At 53.2% G+C, this 19,410-nt stretch carries 18 protein-coding genes; 3 read left to right on the top strand and 15 right to left on the bottom strand.

Annotated elements, in window-relative coordinates:
• Nucleotides 1-156: 156 nt before the first annotated feature.
• On the top strand, nt 157-1,350 hold the full coding sequence (locus JUJ53_RS07230) for an MFS transporter (protein WP_343327908.1): 1,194 nt from the start codon (nt 157-159) through the stop codon (nt 1,348-1,350).
• Here the strand turns inward: JUJ53_RS07230 and JUJ53_RS07235 are convergent.
• Nucleotides 1,347-2,372 carry a glucokinase gene (locus JUJ53_RS07235; RefSeq protein ID WP_204151324.1) on the bottom strand — a complete coding sequence of 342 codons (1,026 nt, stop codon included), beginning with the start codon at nt 2,370-2,372 and terminating at the stop codon, nt 1,347-1,349. The two genes, JUJ53_RS07230 and JUJ53_RS07235, sit on opposite strands and share 4 nt — an antisense overlap.
• Nucleotides 2,373-2,696: 324 nt before the next feature.
• Here JUJ53_RS07235 and JUJ53_RS07240 point away from each other — a divergent pair, with 324 nt between their 5' ends.
• Nucleotides 2,697-3,701: a hypothetical protein gene (locus JUJ53_RS07240; RefSeq protein ID WP_204151325.1), complete on the top strand. Its 1,005-nt coding sequence runs from the start codon at nt 2,697-2,699 to the stop codon at nt 3,699-3,701.
• Nucleotides 3,702-3,953: 252 nt separating this feature from the next.
• On the opposite strand, the gene JUJ53_RS07245 is transcribed toward JUJ53_RS07240, so the two are convergent.
• The 13 genes from JUJ53_RS07245 to JUJ53_RS07305 all read right to left on the bottom strand — a co-directional run bounded on the left by JUJ53_RS07245 (nt 3,954) and on the right by JUJ53_RS07305 (nt 16,081).
• Nucleotides 3,954-4,223: a zinc ribbon domain-containing protein gene (locus JUJ53_RS07245; protein WP_204151326.1), complete on the bottom strand. Its 270-nt coding sequence runs from the start codon at nt 4,221-4,223 to the stop codon at nt 3,954-3,956.
• A gap of 24 nt (nt 4,224-4,247) precedes the next feature.
• Nucleotides 4,248-5,453, bottom strand: a complete 1,206-nt coding sequence (gene fmdA / locus JUJ53_RS07250; protein WP_204151327.1) for a formamidase — start codon at nt 5,451-5,453, stop codon at nt 4,248-4,250.
• 510 nt (nt 5,454-5,963) lie between these two features.
• Nucleotides 5,964-6,680, bottom strand: a complete 717-nt coding sequence (urtE, locus tag JUJ53_RS07255) for an urea ABC transporter ATP-binding subunit UrtE (protein ID WP_343327909.1) — start codon at nt 6,678-6,680, stop codon at nt 5,964-5,966.
• Complete coding sequence (gene urtD, locus JUJ53_RS07260; RefSeq protein ID WP_204151328.1) at nt 6,655-7,410, bottom strand: urea ABC transporter ATP-binding protein UrtD; 756 nt, start codon at nt 7,408-7,410, stop codon at nt 6,655-6,657. Before urtD ends, urtE begins: the two co-directional genes overlap by 26 nt.
• Before the next feature lie 80 nt (nt 7,411-7,490).
• A complete protein-coding gene (gene urtC, locus JUJ53_RS07265) occupies nt 7,491-8,702 on the bottom strand; it encodes an urea ABC transporter permease subunit UrtC (RefSeq protein ID WP_204151329.1) in 1,212 nt (403 codons plus the stop codon).
• Nucleotides 8,703-8,766: 64 nt separating this feature from the next.
• Nucleotides 8,767-9,738, bottom strand: a complete 972-nt coding sequence (gene urtB, locus JUJ53_RS07270; RefSeq protein ID WP_204151330.1) for an urea ABC transporter permease subunit UrtB — start codon at nt 9,736-9,738, stop codon at nt 8,767-8,769.
• Nucleotides 9,739-9,815: 77 nt separating this feature from the next.
• Nucleotides 9,816-11,195: an ABC transporter substrate-binding protein gene (locus JUJ53_RS07275; RefSeq protein WP_204151331.1), complete on the bottom strand. Its 1,380-nt coding sequence runs from the start codon at nt 11,193-11,195 to the stop codon at nt 9,816-9,818.
• Between the two features lie 501 nt (nt 11,196-11,696).
• Nucleotides 11,697-12,314: an urease accessory protein UreG gene (gene ureG / locus JUJ53_RS07280; protein ID WP_204151332.1), complete on the bottom strand. Its 618-nt coding sequence runs from the start codon at nt 12,312-12,314 to the stop codon at nt 11,697-11,699.
• Between the two features lie 89 nt (nt 12,315-12,403).
• A complete protein-coding gene (locus tag JUJ53_RS07285; RefSeq protein ID WP_204151333.1) occupies nt 12,404-13,084 on the bottom strand; it encodes an urease accessory protein UreF in 681 nt (226 codons plus the stop codon).
• Nucleotides 13,074-13,520, bottom strand: a complete 447-nt coding sequence (gene ureE / locus JUJ53_RS07290; RefSeq protein ID WP_204151334.1) for an urease accessory protein UreE — start codon at nt 13,518-13,520, stop codon at nt 13,074-13,076. The genes JUJ53_RS07285 and ureE overlap by 11 nt, the downstream gene beginning before the upstream one ends.
• 101 nt (nt 13,521-13,621) lie before the next feature.
• Nucleotides 13,622-14,830 carry a bifunctional phosphopantothenoylcysteine decarboxylase/phosphopantothenate--cysteine ligase CoaBC gene (gene coaBC, locus JUJ53_RS07295; RefSeq protein WP_239124853.1) on the bottom strand — a complete coding sequence of 403 codons (1,209 nt, stop codon included), beginning with the start codon at nt 14,828-14,830 and terminating at the stop codon, nt 13,622-13,624.
• Between the two features lie 279 nt (nt 14,831-15,109).
• Nucleotides 15,110-15,325, bottom strand: coding sequence for a DUF2555 domain-containing protein (locus JUJ53_RS07300; RefSeq protein ID WP_204151336.1), 216 nt, complete (start codon nt 15,323-15,325; stop codon nt 15,110-15,112).
• 78 nt (nt 15,326-15,403) lie between these two features.
• Complete coding sequence (locus JUJ53_RS07305) at nt 15,404-16,081, bottom strand: dienelactone hydrolase family protein (RefSeq protein ID WP_343327910.1); 678 nt, start codon at nt 16,079-16,081, stop codon at nt 15,404-15,406.
• 155 nt (nt 16,082-16,236) lie between these two features.
• On the opposite strand from JUJ53_RS07305, the gene purH reads away from it, so the two are divergent.
• Nucleotides 16,237-17,799, top strand: coding sequence for a bifunctional phosphoribosylaminoimidazolecarboxamide formyltransferase/IMP cyclohydrolase (purH, locus tag JUJ53_RS07310; protein WP_204151337.1), 1,563 nt, complete (start codon nt 16,237-16,239; stop codon nt 17,797-17,799).
• A 206-nt stretch (nt 17,800-18,005) separates the two neighbouring features.
• On the opposite strand, the gene JUJ53_RS07315 is transcribed toward purH, so the two are convergent.
• Nucleotides 18,006-19,316: a hypothetical protein gene (locus JUJ53_RS07315; protein ID WP_204151338.1), complete on the bottom strand. Its 1,311-nt coding sequence runs from the start codon at nt 19,314-19,316 to the stop codon at nt 18,006-18,008.
• Nucleotides 19,317-19,410: the final 94 nt, after the last annotated feature.

A 19,410-nucleotide genomic window follows, 5' to 3' on the forward strand; every position in this document is an offset into this window, starting at 1 on the left:
CTTTCAACGACTCTGGCTCTCTTGGCGCTCTCAGATATCACTACACTACTGCCATTCCCAGGACTTGAACAGCCTTTTGTCATACTGAGAATTGCTGCAGCGGGGCGCAGGGCCGTGCAAAGATAGTGCTGATGTGTACTGGATTGTTGAAGCCTCGTGTCTAATTCGTCAGGGAATTCCTTGCCTCGTCAGCCTCTACCTCTCTTAGCCGTTTTGCTGGCAGCAGGAACGCTGACGGCTATGACCGGGGGAGTGGTGTCTCCGGTGTTTCCGGAGGTGGTGGAGTCGCTGCGGGTCGATCCCCAATGGGCTGGGCTCTTGGTGAGTATGCATACTTTGACGACAGCGCTCTTTAGCCCAGTGTTTGGCATTTTGTCGGATCGTCTCGGCAAGCGGCAGGTGCTGGTGCCGGCTCTGGTAGCCTATGCGGTGTTTGGCATGGCGGGGGCGCTGGCATCAGGATTTTGGGGCATGTTGGCGGTGCGGGCGCTGGTGGGCATTGCTAGCGGCGGCATTGCGGCGGCGAGCATCGGTCTGCTCAGCACCCTGTATGACGGGGAGGCGCGATCGCGGATGTTGGGCTATGCCACCAGCGCTCTGGCCACCACCAGCATTTTCTTCCCGCTGTTGGGCGGTTGGCTAGGAACGTTTCAGTGGCAGTATGCCTTTTGGCTCTACGGCTTGGGCATTCCAACAGCGATCGCTGTGGTGCTAATTATTCCTGAACGGGAAACGGCTCCGGGGGGTGGCATTGCCCTGCCCCAAGGCGAGCAGCGCCAAGAACTGCTGCGGATGCTGCGGCGACCGAGTATCGTCATGCTGCTGGCCACGCTGCTGCTGGCCTCGGCAGTTTTTTATGTTGTGATTGTCTACGCGCCGCTGTTCTATAAGCAGGCCATTGATGCCGACCCAACGGTGAACGGAGCGATTTTGGCGGCTCGGGCCATTGGGGCGGCGATTATCTCGGCGGTGGGCGCTAGCCGTTTGGCGAAATGGATTGGTCGATCCAAGGCGATCGCCACGGGATTTTTGCTGATGGCGCTGATGCTGATGACCATTCCGTTTTTGACCCAAGTGCCGGTGATTTTGCTAACGGCGGTGGGCTTTGGTCTGGGCTATGGTCTCGTCATGCCCAACCTTTACGATTCCCTGGCCATCCTCACCACCAATGACCTGCGCACCAGTGTGTTGGCCATTGGCACCGGCATGGCTAACCTAGGGCAGTTTATCTCTCCCTTGCTCCTGGGGCCCGTTTGGAAGTATGGCGGTATTCAGGTGTTTTGGTTGGGGGCTGGTTTATCCCTAGCGATCGCTCTTGTGGGTGGACTGAAGCGATCGCCCGGCCGCTAGAGTCGAGATGCCCGCAGGGCAGCCCCAATTAACCCGACCCTGGGATTCAGCACCACATGCACCGGCACTTGGTCGAGGAGTTTGCTCACCCGTCCTTTACTTTGCAAGGCCTGCATAAAACAGCCGTTGCTCATCAGCTCTAAATTCTTAGCGGCAATGCCCCCGGCAATGTATAAACCGCCGTAGGGCAAGAGCTTCAGGGCTAGGTTACCGGCTTCTGCCCCATAAGCGCCGATAAAAAGCTGCATGGTTTGTTCGCAGAGATGGTCTTTTTGGGCGGCGGCTTGAGAAATGGCGGCGGCCGGATCCACCGATTTCTCAGCTTTGCCGATTTCCTGCTCCCAGGTGAGCATGATCTCGGCCATCTCAGGCGACTCTTGGGCAGCTTGGCGATCGCGCAGGAATTGATAGATGGCGACAATGCCCTGCCCCGAAACCACCCGCTCGGCAGAAATGCGGGTAATTTGGTTTTTTTCCAGCAAATACTTTAAAAGCTGAAACTCTAGCTCCGAGCGCGGCGCAAAGTCGGCATGGCCACCCTCCGAGGGGAAGATGCGGTGATCATCGCCAGTGGCGACCAAAAACCCTTGACCCAAACCGGTGCCGGCCCCAATCACCGCGATCGGCGCAGATGGATCGGGCTGCCCTGGCTGGAGGGTATGGAGGTCATCGGCGGTTAAGCCCAATACGCCATAGCCGACGGCCGCAAAGTCGTTGATCAGCTGCACATGCTGAAGATCGAGTTCGTCTTCCAGGCGATCGCCCTCCAGAGACCAGGAAAGGTTGGTGAGGGCGGAAGTGTTGTTCACCACCGGGCCAGCAATGGCAAAACAGGCATTGACTGGTGGTGTTTCCGTCATCTGGATATCGCGCAAAAACCGATGCACCATGGGAACCAAGTCGGCAAATTCGCCGCTGGCGTAGGTCTGCTCACCCAAGGTGGTCAGGCGATCGCCCTCGGTCTGCACCAATCGCAAAATAGTCTTGGTACCGCCAATATCGCCTGCTAAGAGAATAGTCATAGGGATCTGCTACTTGCCAACAGTTTTAATCATGGCAAACTTTATCCCACTTGCCGACATTTGATACCCCGGCCTAGGGCGGTTCCCGCTAGCGTAAATCAGCACTCTGGGTTACAACTATGGGGTATTGAGACCAGGTTGGCTCCAAAGCTGCATATAACGATGTCAAATTGCATCAAAACCTGGGCGAGCAGGCTATGATCCTGTTAAGTTTTGAGGCATGGATAGGGTAGCCTTGCACCGTTGGGTTGAGGTGAATATGGAGATCCCCTATTCCCCAAGCGATCGCTCGCACTCTATTTTGTTAACTCGGGTTTACTCAGCATGTCGAACGATACCTCCACCTATCCACCAGCTCTAGCTCCTGCCCCTGATGCAGAGGCACCTGCAGCCACCCAGTCTCTTTTTTCAGTGGATCGCTATGCCGATCGCCTGATGGACGAGTTGTTTGAGGATGTGGAAGGCCTGTTGGGCCCCGAACCCGAGGCGGCGATCGCTGCTCCCCAGCCCCCGGCTCCAGTCACGCAGGATCTGGCTGTGGTGCCGCCCCAGGTGGACGACACCGATTTAGATCTGGCTCCCCCAGAACCGGAGCCCTATGAGCTGACTGAGCCTTTGGTGGACGACACCGTGCCCCCCGAGCCTGCCCAGCGCACCTGGTTAGATGCGCTGATGATGGCGACGACCGGGATTTCGATTGTGGTGTTGACCGTGGTTGGCGTTGCCTACTATGTGCAATCACGGGCGATCGCTCCCACCTCTTCCACCACGAATCCCGTAAGCACCGCCACCCCCGAGAACCAAGAATTTGCAACCTACATGCAGCGGTCTCTCAATGCTATTAACCGTCGGGCGGGCGATTCCGACTCATCAACCGTGGCGATCGCTCCTGATGACCAACTGCCGAGCGTTCCAGTTGCCGGTAGTCCAGCCGGAGCCGGGCAGCAGGCTGGTGTCCTAGAGCGGGTCTACATTCCCGTATATCAACCCCCACAAACAGCGGCAGCGCCAGCCCCCACAACAGCGCCTACAACCGCCCCCACTCAGGCTCCCACCACTACGCCAGCCCCATCCTCTGACGCCGCGCCGCGCCTATCGTCGGAGGAAGCCTCACCCACGGCTGCAAGAGTGGTGCATACGCTGGTCGGTGTTTTGGAACTGGGCGATCGCTCGGCGGCGTTGTTCGACATTGCTGGCAACACCCAGCGGGTCTATGTGGGCGAAAGTATTGGCAGCAGCGGCTGGACGCTGGTCTCTATCACCAACCAGGAAGCGATCGTGCGTCGCAATGGAGATGTGCGCTCGATCTATGTGGGACAGCAGTTCTAATGGGACAGCAGTTCTAAGGTGTTGATCGAGAAAGCAATATGGGACAGCAGTTCTGGGTGACTGGGGAAGCGATCGCTGCTTGATCAGGTCATAGCTTGATGCGCCCCTCAGCACTGCTCTACCCTAGTTCTTTGCGCCTTACCGCACCCCCTCCGTTGAAGCTTGATCCCATGAAAAAAGTTGGGAGCATAGTTATCTACGTCCCAACTGACTAGAGATATTGATTCAGAGCTGCTCAAGACTGGTGAATCGCTAGTGATTCAACATCCAAGGACGACCTGCGGTGTGGTTGGTGTATTTGTTCGCTGCAGGTTCCCGCTCTTCCCGCTTGACTAACTTCGGTTCAGCGCTCGGTTTTTCCCGCAGGCGAAACGATGAGTTCAGCATGACGCTGGGTGCAGAAAAAATTCGCTTAGCAACCTCATGGCACTCAGGACAATGCATGGGGTTCTTGGCTTCTGCCATCGCGCGCCATTGCTCAAACGGCCCGCAGTCTGCACATCGAAATTCGTAAAGTGGCATGACTACCTCTCTCAACCAGATACGTTAACAAGGAAGGATATCTTGGTCAAAGATTTCCGTCGGAATGGCTAAGGTACAGCAGGCATTGGGAATATCTACAATGCCGCTGATTCGACCCTCAACCGGCGCACAGCTTAACAACAGATAAGCTTGTTCTCCTGTCAATCCAAACTTTTTCAAGTATTCGATCGCATTCAAGCAAGCTTGACGGTAGGCAATATGCACATCCATGTAGTACTGCTTACCCGTAAACTCATCTACAGAAATACCTTCAAAGACAAGATATTCTGAGTAACGCGGCTCGACGGGGCCGGGCTTGAAGATGGGGTTAACCATCGCATACTTTTCCATGCCGCCTTTGATGATATCGACATGCAGGTCAATATAGCCCGACATCTCAATCGCACCACAGAAGGAAATTTCACCATCCCCTTGGGAGAAGTGAATATCACCCATGGATAGCTTAGCTCCCTCCACGTAGACGGGGAAGTAAATTTTTGTACCCCGAGAGAGATTCTTAATGTCGCAGTTTCCGCCATGTTCGCGGGGCGGAACGGTGCGAGCGGCCTCTGCTGCCACGCGATCGTAGTCACCCTTGGGGAGTGAGCCGAGAATAGCATTGGTAGGGTTAGGTAAGGCAGCCAGTACGGGTTGGTCGCCCGATAGTCCAGCACCGTAAGTACGCAGGTCAGGCGCTGTAGCAACCAGTTCAGATTCCCGCTTATTCCACTTGGCTAGTAATTCGTGGGAGGGAGCACAGCCAATCAGTCCAGGGTGGGTGATGCCAGCAAACCGCACGCCCGGAATATGGCGAGAGGATGTATAGATACCTTGCAAGTCCCAAATAGCTTTGGCTGCATTAGGGTAGTGATCGGTTAAGAATCCACCACCATTATTTTTGGCAAAGATACCGGTAAAGCCCCATTCATCGCCTTGTAGAGCGCCAATGTCGAGCAGGTCAACAACTAAGATATCTCCTGGCTCTGCACCGTTCACCCAGATAGGGCCACTGAGGACGTGAACAACTGTTAGGTCAACATCACGGATGTCATCTGGGTTGTCATCGTTCTTAATCTGACCATCTGTCCAGTCTTTACATTCAATCCGGAATACATCTCCTGGATTAACCGATGCTACGGCTGGAATATCAGGGTGCCAGCGGTTATGACCGGGCATCTCTTGCTGATCCATCGGCTTGGTCAGATCGACTTTAAATAGAACTTCAGGCATAGGAAACTCCTTAATTCATGATTATGTTGAACGGACTCAATGCTTAATATCTGAATACATGAACAGTATCACATGTGTTGACAGGTTGAAAGTCCTAAAACTAAGTATTTCATAGGGAATAAAAAACTGATCAAGAGCTTAGTTTAAATATCAATCATTGACCTTTATTTCTAACTAAAATATATGCCCAAGCGCTTAATCTATAAAGCTTTTGGCTGGTTGAGATATTTTTTGTGGTGCTAATTAATGTCGCTAAAATCATCACAGAGCTAGTCATAAAGCCTGTGATGTAAAAAGTTTTGGATCTAATAGCCAGATATTAAATCCTTCTAAAAAATCCTATTTGAGGTAATAGATAATGATTTCGTTGGCAACGGTTGAACTAATTCAAGAGCGGCAACATGCTGTGAAAAGGGGGTAACTCTTGGATAGCTAGGATATGACCTTGAGATATAGCCCAGTCAGGAGTGTAGATACTCCTGACTGGGAAAATCGATCATCAGCGTTAGTCTAAACAGCTAGATATCGATGAATTAGATCATCTGTTAGATCAGAGGTTTCCCCTTGAGCTAAGATTGATCCTTTTTCCATGACGAAGAATCGTTGGGCTAGTTGTTTCGCAAAATCAATCTTTTGCTCAACCACCATGACCGTGATTCCTTTTTCCCGATTAATACGTTTCAGAGTTGTTTCAATCTCCTGGACGATCGAGGGTTGAATGCCTTCCGTTGGTTCATCCAGCAGAATAATTTGAGGATCAGACATCAGCCCACGGGCGATCGCCAACTGCTGCTGCTGCCCACCACTCAAGAGTCCACCTTGGCGCTTCAGATGCTGCTTGAGCATCGGGAAGAACTCAAAGATTTCCTCCAAAATATTGCGCGATTTGCTATTGCGATTTGCAGTTAAACCTAGCTTGAGGTTATCAAGAACCGATAGATAGGGAATAATCTCTCGACCTTGAGGAATATAGGCAATGCCATAGCGGGTGCGTTTGTAGGTGGGGACTTTGGTAATGTCGTCCGCATCAAAGATGATAGTACCTTTGTTGACCTTATTTAGCCCAACAATGCTGCGTAGCAGGGTAGTTTTACCTACGCCATTTCTACCCAACAAACAAACAATTTCTCCTCTATGAATCGTCATGCTCACATCAAAGAGCACAGGCGTTTGTCCATAGCCAGCAGTTACATCGGTTAAATCAAGCAGCAACGTCGATTCTTTCACGGCCCAAATACACCTCAATGACCTTAGGATTGTTCTGAACTTCCGATACGGTACCTTCAGCGAGCTTTTCACCCTGGTGCAAGACAATGATGCGCTGAGCGATCTGCTTCACAAATTCCATATCGTGCTCAATGACCACCACAGAGTGATCTTGAGAGATGATCTTGATGATTTCACCGGTGAGATGGGTTTCATCAGAGGTCATGCCAGCCGTTGGTTCATCCAGCAGAATAATGGATGGATCTTGGGCAATTACCATGCCAATCTCAACCCACTGTTTCTGACCATGAGATAGGGATGAAACCTTCATGTAGGCTTTGTCCAAAAGACCAATTCGGTCGAGAACCCAAGCAATCTTATCTTTCTTGGCCCGCGTTAGCTTTGACGTGAGTGAGCTGAAAATCCCATGCTCTCCTTTGAGGGCTAACAGGATATTCTCAAAAATCGTCAAACCATTGTAGACGTTAGGATTTTGGAACTTGCGGCCTAGACCCATGCGGGCAATTTCGTGGGGGCTTCTATTGGTAATCTCCCGACCGTGATAGTACACATGTCCTGAGGCGACCGGAGACTTGCCGACGATCGCATCTAGTAACGTACTTTTTCCAGCGCCGTTGGGGCCAATAATCGTCACAATCTCGCGATCGCCTACGTCTAACGTGACCCCTTTCAGAGCTTGGAAGCCCGAGAAGACAACTTTTAGGTCTTTAACCGATAATACTGAATCCATGGAACTAACCTCTGTGGGAAGCGATGACAACGATGAAATAACGGTGTGAGAGGGGGCAGAAACACGGACTGCCCTGGGATTTAACGACGGGAGCGATCGCTCCCCTTTTTGGCTCGACTAACTCGACTACCTAGATTAGATAACCAAGCTTTAGATGGCGTGAACCAATCTAGTAGCTTTGCCTGAATATGACCGGATGAACTAGAGCTTGTCGCCATCATTTTGGGCAGGGCATTGAGGCTAAACCGGTCGGGAATCAAACCCATCAATCCGTTGGGTAGGAAGAGAACCACAACCAGCAGCAGCACACCCACAACGAGCTGCCAATCTTGGGTAACCCGCTCGGCATAGTTTTGCACTTGTCCGAGCAGAATGGCGGCAATCACTGGCCCAATGAGCGTACCTCGTCCGCCGATCGCAACCCAAATCACCACCTGGGTTCCAAAGGCTACTGCTAGATAGACTGGAGAAATAAACTGGTTGAGGGGAACAAACAGTCCTCCTGCAATACCAGCGATCGCAGCCGATAGAGTCCAGATGAATATCTTGAAACTCGCGACATCATAGCCAAGGTAGGAAATACGACGCTCGTTTTCATTAATCGAACGAAGAATCAAGCCTAGGTTTGACTTGGTCAAGAGCCAACTGCCGACGAGCACTAGGGTGGCAAAGATCAAAATCACCCAATAAAGGTTCATGTCGCTGAACTCAATACCTAAAAGATTGAGCCGAGCAATATCTGTGATGCCATTGGTGCCGCCGGTGTAGGCTTGCTGACTAATGAAAAAGGTGGTCAGTGCCGACGAAATTGCCAAGGTGATGATGGTGATATATACCCCACTCACCTTGGAGCGGAAGATAAACCAGCCAATGATGTAGGCAAACAGCGCTGGCACTACAATCATGGCAATCAGAGCCACGGGGAATGACTTGAGTGGTGCAATAAACCAGGGCAGCTCTGTTAACCCATTCCAGACCATGAAGTCTGGCAGCTCTACCCCATAAGTATTTCTATCCGTGGATAGATTGAGCTTGAGGTAATAAGCAACGGCATATCCCCCTAGGGTAAAGAACACGCCGTGGGCAAAGCTGAGAATGCCAGTGAATCCCCAAACTAGGTCAAGACTGATGCCCAACACCCCAAACAGCAACAGCTTGGACATCAGTGCTGTCTGAAAGCGACCTAGGATAAAAGGCAAAATAAAGAATCCTAGGAAAACAACTCCACCGATAATGATTAGCTTAATCGGGAGTTTAGACTGCTGTTGATTACCCTCTAAAACTTGCGTCATTAAGATGACTCCATGAATGCCAACCGAACCTCAGAGAACCATAACGTAAGGATGTCTAAGCTCCCTATGCCCGTTTCTGAACCGTGAATAAACCTTCGGGACGATAGCGAATGAGGACAATCACAGCTGCGAGAACAATCACGCGTGCAACTGGATCGTTCAGCAGATAAGCGATCGCTGCATTCGATTCACCAATGATAAATGCCCCTGCGAGTGTGCCGATAACCTTATCAACTCCGCCGGTGACCACCACCATCCAGGCATCTACTAGGTAGTCTTGCCCCATGGGTGGCGATACACTCTTGAGCGATGAAATAACCGCTCCAGCAACGCCCGCTAAACCACAGCCATAGGAGAAGGTTAGGAGATCAATCAAACTCGTATTTACACCCAAACACTTGGCCATCTCTCGGTTTTGAGCCACGGCGCGCACTTGCCGCCCTAGGGGTGTTTTGTAGAGTAAATAGGTCGTTAAGGCGAGAAGTAATAGCGCAATAACAATGATGAAAATGCGGTAGTAGGAAATGGCAACCAGAGGACTACCTTCAGCGCTGTTGATGAGCGACAGGTTTCCTGAGATGTAGGACGGCGATCGGACATACTTCAACTGAGCGGTGAAAATTAGTTTAATCACCCCTTGAAGCACGATACTTAAGCCCCAAGTCGCCAAAAGAGTTTCTAGAGGCCTGCCATACAGCCGCCGAATGACTGTCACTTCCGTGAGTGCGCCAATCAGCGCCGCACCCAGAAAGGCAAAAGGAATGGTGAGCAGCAAATCCATGTTAAACATCGACTGCATCAGGAAGGTGACATAGGCACCTAGCATGATGAATTCGCCGTGGGCTAGGTTAATGATTCTCATCACCCCAAAGGTAATGGAGAGCCCTAACCCTGTGAGCAGCAGAATGCCCACAATCCCAATGCCGTTTAACAATTGGTTGAGGACGGAGTAAAAGTTGATGCCGCCGGTTTCGGCTGCCGCCGCTTCTTGAGCTAAATAGAAGAGGTTGGTTGGAAAAATACTAAAATCTAACATTCACGGTTAGCCCCAGCTACGGTGATCGTTATAAACAGGGCTAGGGTGATCCGACGAGAACCCTAGCCCGAAGAGACTTAGACCTCCAGTAGTTCGACTGGTAGATCTTGTCCAGTTTCTTGTGTCGGATCGCTGCGATCGTCGGGAGTTGGGTGGATGCAGACGCGCCCTTTATAGAGTGCTTGGCTCCAAGGAATGGGTTTCACCGCTGCTTCAGTTGCGAAGACAATCTCGGCTTGTCCATCAGCACCCCAGCGTCCAATTCGGGAATACAGATAGGTGTGATAGTTATCTGGATCAATCTTCACCGTGCCTTGAGGTGCTTGGAATACCTGACCCCGAGTGGCTTCCCGCAGGGTGCCTGTGTTGATTTCGTCTCCCGCTGCCAGCACCTGCTCCATCGCTTGCGCCATGATGAAGGTTTGCAGATAGGCGGCTTCCATGACCCCGTTGGTGACTCGGTTATCCCCAAACTTAGCCTTAAATTCTGAAACAAAGGCTTGGTTTTCAGGGGTGTCTACGGTTTGGAAGTAGTTGAAACTGGTGTAGTGACCTTCAGCATATTCTGCACCCATGGCTTGAATTTCTTCTTCCGTGGTGGGATACGCCATGATGGGGATCTGGTCAGCCGTGATCCCAGCATCTTTGTACTGTCTGTAGAAGGCAGGAATACTGTCTCCCACTAGGTTGCTGAGGATGAAGTCGGGCTGAGCCTGCTTGATCTTGTTGATGATCGTGATGAACTCGGTGGTACCTAGGGCAGCATATTCATCGCCGACCACCTGTCCGCCGAGGGCTTCGAGTTCAGCCTTAGCAATCCGGTTACTTTCCTTGGGATAGATGTAGTCGGATCCGATAAAGAAGCCTTTAGGGCCAAAGTTTTCGTAGCAGTAGGGAATGGAGTCGGTGATTTGCTGGTTGGGTGCAGCGCCGGTGTAGATGACGTTGGAGCTACATTCGTTGCCTTCATAATAGACCGGGTAGTAAAGAAGCGAGTCTGTTTCTTCAAAAACGGGTAGCACGGACTTACGGCTAGCCGAGGTGTAGCACCCGAGGACGCAAACGACCTGATCTTCTTCGATCAAGCGCTTGGACATCTGGTTGTACAAATCCCAGTTGGAGTCGGGGTTGACCACCACCATCTCAATCTGCTTGCCGCCAACGCCTTGGCGACCAGACCAAGGGCCTGTCCCTCCGTTGATTTGCTCAACTGCTAGGAAGGTTGCGTCTTGTAGGGACTTTTCAACGATCGCGATCGTTCCTGTGGTGGAGTACATGACCCCGACCTTAACGGTGTCTCCACCACCCTCAGCGCCGCTAGAACCGTCAGCAGCCGGGGCTTCCCCTCGGGTGCAAGCACTCAGTACGCCTGCACCGACGGCTATGGAGCCGTATTTGATAAATTTCCGACGCCCTATGTTTCCTAATCTAATTAAAGGGTCACGCGACTCAGCCATGCAGCTCTCCTTGAAACCTCAAACACATCAAAAATCAACTAATAGCTAAAGAGTTTTGCTGTATCAAACATCACTCGTAGTAACTTGATGGACAGCGCAACTCCGATAAAGAGAAGCCTTCAAGCCAGCTTTGTTTTTAAGTCGTTGTGTCCCAGAAGGGTACAAAAACTTTGCCCCCAATTCGCCAGAACGCCCTCTATGACGAGAGTTTTGGCGGAAATCTTGGGGAACTGACTGAATCTTGATTAGCTTGCTTGTTAAGCGTTAGTAAAGTGATTTCAGAGAGATATTAAGGCGGTTAACTAACAGGTAATTGTATTGTCTACTACCTTTTTTTGTTTTTTTGCGGAATTTATCGTTGGGGCGATCGCTCTTGGGGGATATCCCTAGACGGGCACTATTTCGTAATTGGGTGAGAGACTTAGGTCACAGTGCTGGTGTGGAGCTAGCTACGTCTACCTGCGGGAGCATACGGATGCCAGGCGATCGCGGCGTTGATTCTTAAGGTTTCTTTACATTGGGACGTCCCATATGGAGCTGAATGAAGTCGATGATGTCGTCTAGACCTTGCTGTTGTTTGAGGTTGGTGAATACAAAGGGGCGATCGCCGCGCATGGTTTTGGTATCTCGCTCCATGACGCCTAGATCTGCGCCGACCATGGGAGCAAGATCAATTTTGTTGATCACCAGCAGGTCAGACTTGGTGATGCCGGGGCCGCCCTTTCGGGGAATTTTGTCGCCCGCTGCCACGTCAATCACGTAAAGGGTGAGGTCTACAAGCTCTGGGCTAAAGGTGGAGGCGAGGTTGTCGCCGCCGCTTTCCACAAAGACCAGTTCGAGATCGGTGAAGCGTCGTTCCAGGTCTTCAATGGCCATCAGGTTAATCGACGCATCTTCACGGATGGCGGTATGGGGACAGCCGCCGGTTTCAACGCCGATGATGCGATCGCGGCTGAGGGCCTGACTGCGCACCAAAAACTGAGCGTCTTCTTGGGTGTAGATGTCATTGGTGACCACGGCGATGGGGTAGCGATCGCGGAGGGCTTTGCAGAGGGCGTCTACTAGGGCGGTCTTGCCGGAGCCGACGGGCCCGGCGATGCCAACTCGGAAGGGATTCATAATGGCTGCTGCTTGACGGTAATGGGACTGGACACGTTCTACGGTATGGGACGGTTGGGGAACTAGTGGGGGACTTGTGGGGGACTAGACTAGCTGCGGAAGAGACGGGAGTAGAGGGTTTCGTGGGTCATGCTGGCGATCGCTAACCCCCAACCGCAGCTTTTGGGATCATCGAGCTGGTCGAGAATTTGGCGCTGGGTTTCTTCCAACTGGGGATAGAGCGATAGCAGCAGTTCCTGCCCTGGAGTTTGTCCGAGGGGGATGAGTTTAATGCCCGCATTGATCATCGTGCTAGCCCAACTGTGCAGGTAGCCTAGCAGGGCTTGGTCGCGGGGAATCTGCCATTGGGCGGCGGCCAGCCCCACGGCGATCGCAAAGTTACAGGGATCACCCCCGGCCGCGATCGCCGTCTGCATCTCCGGTGCAACGGTCGTGAGTAATCGGGCAAGCGATCGCCCCATCATCCAGCTTTGTTGGCGCAGTTCATAGCTTTCCCGCACCGCCGATAGCCAGTCGTTCCATTGACCTAGGCTGGCCCAGTCTTGATCTTGGGTGGCCTGATAGGCCTGCACCAGCGCCAGACCCTCTAGGCGAATCGCCCCGTAGGTGAGATCTTGGGTCAACCAATGCTTGAGCTGTTCTACCTGGGTAATCTGGTTGGTTTGCACCAAGGTCTCCAGACCTTCGGAATAGCTGAAGGCTCCCACGGGCAGGGTTGTGCTGGCGAGATGCAGCAAATGCAGCAGGGATTGGGTGGATTTAGTGGGCATGGTGGGTGCTGCTGCCGTAGGCTCCGGTTTCGGGATGGAAGGGGACGGTGTCTGGGTGAACGTGCAGTCCCATGTGGTGGAGCATATCCTGGAGGACGGGGTCGGGTGACAGGCGCAAATAGTCTTGGGTGACCTCTAGGGGCACGTGGCGGTTGCCCAGATGGTAGGCAGCCCGCAACAGATCTAGGGGATGGTGGGCGGTGACGGTGAGCACGGGTTCGGGCTTGGCAAGGATCTGAACGCGATCGCCCTCGGCAGACACCAAAATATCCCCATGCTGGAGCACGGTGCCCCGAGGTAGGTTGAGGTAGAGCGAGAGACCGGGCTCGGGTTCAAGGTGGCGGCGGCAGCGGGTACGTTCCTCGGCGGTGAGGGGCAGGGTGTGGCGCAGGTCGCTGGGGGTGGTTTCAGAGATCCGCTGAATCAGGGTCAACATAGGATGTACAGGTGGGGTCGGTCGTGGGATCAGTTGTGGGATGGATAGGAGATGGGTGAGGGATCAAGCGGCGCGATCCACCATCACGTTGCTTTTTAGACTTAGGGCAAATCCTGCACAAAATCAAGTAATTGGTGGGCCATCTCCAGTTTGGAGCAGGGGGCGATCGCCTGCTGGCGACCTTGGGCGTCGATCAAAATGGCTTGATTATCATCGCTACCAAAGCCGCTGTGGGGTTGGTCGATGGGGTTGGCAGCGATCGCATCCAGTCCCTTGCGCTGTAGTTTGTCTAGGGCCGGGGTGACGATATCGCCGGTTTGGGCCGCGAAGCCAATAAACCGCTGGTGGGGTTGTTTGTGCTGCTTGAGGGTGGCGATCAGGTCGGGGACGTTGGCCAAGGGCAGGCTCTCCGGCAGCTCTGCTTTGGGTAATTTGTGTTGATGGGTCTGGGCGGGCTTCACGTCGGCAACGGCGGCGGCCATGATCAACCAATCGGTGCGAGGCAGATGGTGGAGCAGGGCTTGGTACATCTCCTCGGCGGTGGTGACGGGCGATCGCTCCACGCCGTTGAGGCCGGTTTGTAGGGCGGCCTCCATGGGGCCATGAACCAGGGTGACGGTTGCGCCGCGATGCAGAGCGGCTTGGGCTAGGGCGATCCCCATTTTGCCCGTGGATGGATTGCCAATAAACCGCACGGGATCGAGGAATTCGCGGGTGCTGCCAGCGCTGATCAGAATATGCCGACCCACCAGATCTCGCCGACCTTGGGTATAGAGGAGCGATCGCACCTGGGCTAGAATCTCCGCCGGTTCGGCCATGCGTCCTGTTCCCACGCGATCGCAGGCCAAGCGACCGGCACCGGGGCCAACGGCATGGTAGCGAGGATCCTGATGAATCTGCTGCCAGTTGCGCTGCACGCTCACCTGGTTCCACATGTCGGTATTCATGGCGGGGGCGAGGAGCACTGGGCAGGTGGAGGCTAGAACCGTGTTGGTGAGCAGGTTATCGGCTAACCCATGGGCCAGTTTCCCCAGGGTATTGGCCGTCAGGGGAGCCAGCACTAGCACCTGAGCCCATTCTCCTAGGTCAATATGCAGCGGTCGGCCGCGATCGCCCGTCCATTCATGGCGATCGCCATAGGCGGGGTGGCGGGCCAGGGTAGCCAAGGTGAGGGGCGCGACAAACTGCTCGGCCGCTGCCGTCATGATCACCCGCACGTCACGATCTGATTGGGCCAGGCTAGAGACTACTTCACAAACTTTATAGGCCGCAATGCCGCCGCCTACTCCTATTAATACTCGCTGAGGCATTTCCACCCTCCGATTGAATCCGATGGAATTGGTTTGAATGTCAATGCTTGGGTTACCCGCTACAGGTTCCCCTCACCCTAAATCTCTCTCCCAGAGCGAGAAAGAGACTTTGATGGGTTGATGTTCTATCGTGATGTTCTTGACGAAGGGTCATAACACGAACGTCAAGGATGCACGCGAGAGTTTTGGCGCAATCTTGCAGCACAAAATCGGGGTACAGTGCTGCACCCCGATTCTACGGTTATCTAACCCATCCCTAGGGATGAGTGGCGGCTGAATCTAGGATTCGTCGTAGGCTTCGAGATCCAGCAAATAAAGGTAGGGCTCAACCATTTCTGGACGGTGGAAAGCGATCGCTCGCAGTAGATGCCAATCATTCAATCCGGCAAAGGGATCGGCATAGTCATCTTTATCGAGACGTACGGCTAGTTCGGCAACGTCTTCCTCCGTTACCTTCGATACGTCTGGCGTTGAAAAGTGTTGCAGTGTTGTCATGGCTCCCCCCGCTGTCAATTCTGCATCGGTTACGTCAAATAGGCGATCGCGTATCGATGCAGCCTGTCTATTCCCATACTAGGGCGTTTCTCCCCAACCCATGGCTATACTAGCCACAAAACTTTGGATTTGTTCCATGACGGCGGGCTGGATTTCATGACCCATGCGTTCAAATTCGCAATAGGTGAGCGGAACGGCTGCTGCGGTTAGCTGACTGCGGGTATGGTGGGCGGCTTGAATCGGCACCACTTGGTCTTGGCGACCATGCACCAATAGGGTCGGCGGCGCTGGCTGAACTGGCGTATTGAGCGGCCCATGGAGGTAGCCGCTGAGGACTAGGACGCCCGCCAAGGGGAGCTGCATCCCCACATCCAACGCCATGGCTCCACCCTGGGAGAAGCCCGCTAAAAAGGTGCGCCCTAGGGGAATGCCGGTTTGCTCTTCTAGGGACAGCAGCCACTGGTGTAAATGCTGGCGACTTTGGACTAGGTCGTCGCGATCGCTGAGGGTTGTATCAAAGGCATAGCCCAAGGGAAATCCATACCACATGCGTCCGCCGAAGCCTTGGGGGTGGGGAAAGGGGGCATCGACGAAAAGCAATTCGTAGTCCGATAGATCCATATACTCTGCTAAGGTGGCTAGGTCTTTGGCATTGGCTCCCCAACCATGCAGTCCCACCAGCAGACCAGCGGCTTCCGTTGAGGCGGAAGGAATGGCGATCGCATTCAGGCTCAGGGCTCGTACTCCTAGGTTTATAACTCACCATCGTTTATCCTAGCGTATGCGTTCCTCGTCCTTTTTCTAAAGAAACTTCCCGCAATTTGCCCATCTTTCGATAAGATCCTTACGCTGTAGGTACGCCCGAGATCAAACGGTCAACAGCAATTATTGGACTTGGAAAGGACGGAATCATGGCACGGTTAGCACTGCTTAGCACCTCAGACAAGACAGGCCTGGTGGAGTTTGCCCGGCGGTTGGTGGAAGACTTTGGGTTTGATATTGTCAGCAGTGGCGGCACGGCGGCGGTGCTCAAACAGGCAGGATTGCCGGTGATGAAGGTGTCAGACTACACGGGATCGCCAGAAATCTTGGGTGGACGGGTGAAGACGCTGCATCCCCGCATCCACGGCGGCATCTTGGCGCGGCGCAATCTGCCAGACGATCTGGCGGATTTGGAGGCCAATCAGATCCGGCCGATTGATTTGGTGGTCGTCAACCTCTATCCGTTTGAGCAAACCATTGCTAAGCCGGATGTCACCCTGGTCGATGCCATTGAAAATATTGATATTGGTGGCCCAACGCTGCTGCGGGCGGCGGCAAAAAACTATGCTCATCTGACGGTGCTCTGCAATCCTGATCAGTATGATGTTTACCTGCGCGAGTTTGAGCAATACGACGGCAATGTTTCCCAATCATTTCGCCAAACCTGCGCGCAGAAGGCCTTCTGGCATACAGCCACCTACGACTGTGCGATCGCTACCTACTTGAGCAGCAAGACGGGGGATGCCTCCGCTGAGGGCCAGGAGGTGCTGCCGGAACGTCTCGCCATCATCGGCCAAGCTCATCAGCCCCTGCGCTATGGCGAAAATCCTCACCAGCCAGCTCTGTGGTACACCACAGGCACGGTGCCTACAGGCTGGGCCGCGGCAGACAAGCTCCAGGGTAAGGAGTTGAGCTACAACAACTTGGTGGATCTAGAAGCAGCGCGGCGGATTATTAAAGAATTCGACGATCGCACCCCGGCGGTGGCTATTCTCAAGCATACCAACCCCTGCGGCGTGGCCCTAGGGGATAGCCTGGTGCAGGCATATCACCAGGCCTTTGATGCCGATGCCATGTCTGCCTTTGGGGGCATTGTGGTGCTCAACCAACCGATTGATCAGGCCACGGCGGAGGCCATGACCAAGACATTTTTGGAATGTGTGGTGGCTCCAGGCTGCGATCCGGAGGCCCGCGAGGTGTTGGCGGCTAAGTCTAAGCTGCGGGTGTTGATTTTGCCCGATCTGCAGGCTGGCCCCACCCAAACCGTGAAGGCGATCGCGGGTGGTCTACTCGTCCAAGCGGCGGATGACCATGCCACCAATCCTGCAGAATGGCGCGTGGTGACCGAGCACAAACCTTCCACCGATGAGATGGAGGAACTGATGTTTGCCTGGCGGGTGGCCAAGCATGTCAAGTCGAACGGTATTGTGGTTACCCGCGATCGCACCACCCTCGGCGTAGGCGCAGGGCAGATGAACCGAGTCGGTGCCGTCAGTATTGCTCTAGCCCAGGCAGGCGATCGCGCCCAGGGAGCTACCTTGGCTAGCGATGGTTTCTTCCCCTTCGATGATTCCGTGCGCACGGCGGCCCAAGCTGGCATTCGAGCGATCGTTCAGCCCGGCGGCAGTTTACGCGACCAAGATTCGATTGATGCAGCCAATGAGCTAGGCCTGATCATGGTGATGACCGGCGTGCGTCACTTCCTGCACTAAGAGTTCTCTGTTATCCAAGGTTACACTTTGCTTACAGTATCGTTCCTACGCTGAGCGTGGGAATGCTCCAAAGCGGCGCTCCTGCGCCCATACCTCAATTGGCGCAGAAGCGCCAGGGATGGGTGCCAACCCTCCTGCGTTGGCACCATAACAAACCCTTCCATAGGAGCTAGCCTAGAGATGTGGCAGATAGCCAAAACCTAGACTCACAGATAGGGTAGGTTTTCAGTTTGTGACGGTAATAACGTCAGACTATCTTGCTCTTGTTTTTGAGCATCTGTGGCTGTGGATACGCCATAGCACGGCAAATGGGTCAGCAAAGAGGGCAGTAACACGGCAAACGCTGCGAAATCTACCAAACCTGACTTATAGTATCGTCCCACACCAAACACGGCCAGACTGAGTAATATTGCCCAAGCTATCGCGGCAGCTTGGCTCCATCGGGTTTTCACCTGTATAGCGATTAATGCCCCTAACAGGAGTGCGATCGCGCTTAAGCTACCGTCCAGCATCAGCCCTACCTGGCGGCTATGAGCCCAAATATCTGAACGCCATCCCGGCATTCCTGCCCCATAATATGCAGACATCAAGAGACTAAAAGCCCCAACGCCTAGGTAGAGCCATCCTTGTAACCGCCGTTGGGGCGACATTAAATGCCAAAGTTGGACACAAAAAAGAGAGGTGATGATGGCTAAAACACTAGGGAACCAGTTTTCAGGGACTCCATCATCTCCGGAAATACCCTCTAAGCCCATCACCTGAACAAGCATCATCCCTAGACCTAATGCCAGTACTCCTCTACCCACGATTTGTAGCCCGGTCTTGAGGGGAATTGTGACTGATAGGTCACAGGATGCTTGTTGGCGATCGCCCTCGTCACGCAGTGCAAAGATGGCATACACGCCGAATGCACCACTAAAACTTAACCAACTACAGATTTCTGATCCCTCTTCAAAGAGCGTAAAGGTTAACGGCTTATTGATTTCTCCCTGCCCCAAGCCTGGTGTCCATATCACGGGTTCAATACGTTCAAATATTTCGACACAAAGTAAGAGCAGTACACCCAAAACCATAAGTTTGAGAACATAGGGATAGCGACGAGTCACGACCCAGCCCCATAAAGAGAATGCGCCCGCCATCATCCCGATCAGAAGCTTGACAAGTCCGCTCCAAATAGCAGAATCCTGACCCACTGATTCTAAAGAATAGAGGATGCCAATCCGCTCATGGAAGGAGCCGAGCTCATCAAATGACAGAAACGTAAATATAACAGTAAAGACAAGCCATCCAAAACAGAGATAAAAATCGCGCTGCGATTTATGCTTTTTGAGATCTGCAATAAAGCAGATAAACGACATGATAGCCAGGAGAAATATCAGCATAGACGAGTACCAACTCGCCAATACATTTTCATTACCTAAGTTGATCTGAGAAACAAAGTATTTATAGTTAGGAAACCCGTCCCATCCTAGATTGGAAGCGCGATAGTAGGCTAACCAGAACCATGTTCCTGCCAAAAAAAACTAGGGCGGCAAAACTAGCTGGAGAGCCTTCTGCTCCAGGTTAGCTAAATAAGCTGCAGGGGAACGTCGAAAATGCCGTTGTTGATTG

It is taken from the genome of Leptolyngbya sp. CCY15150 (assembly GCF_016888135.1).
Taxonomy (GTDB): Bacteria; Cyanobacteriota; Cyanobacteriia; order RECH01; family RECH01; genus RECH01.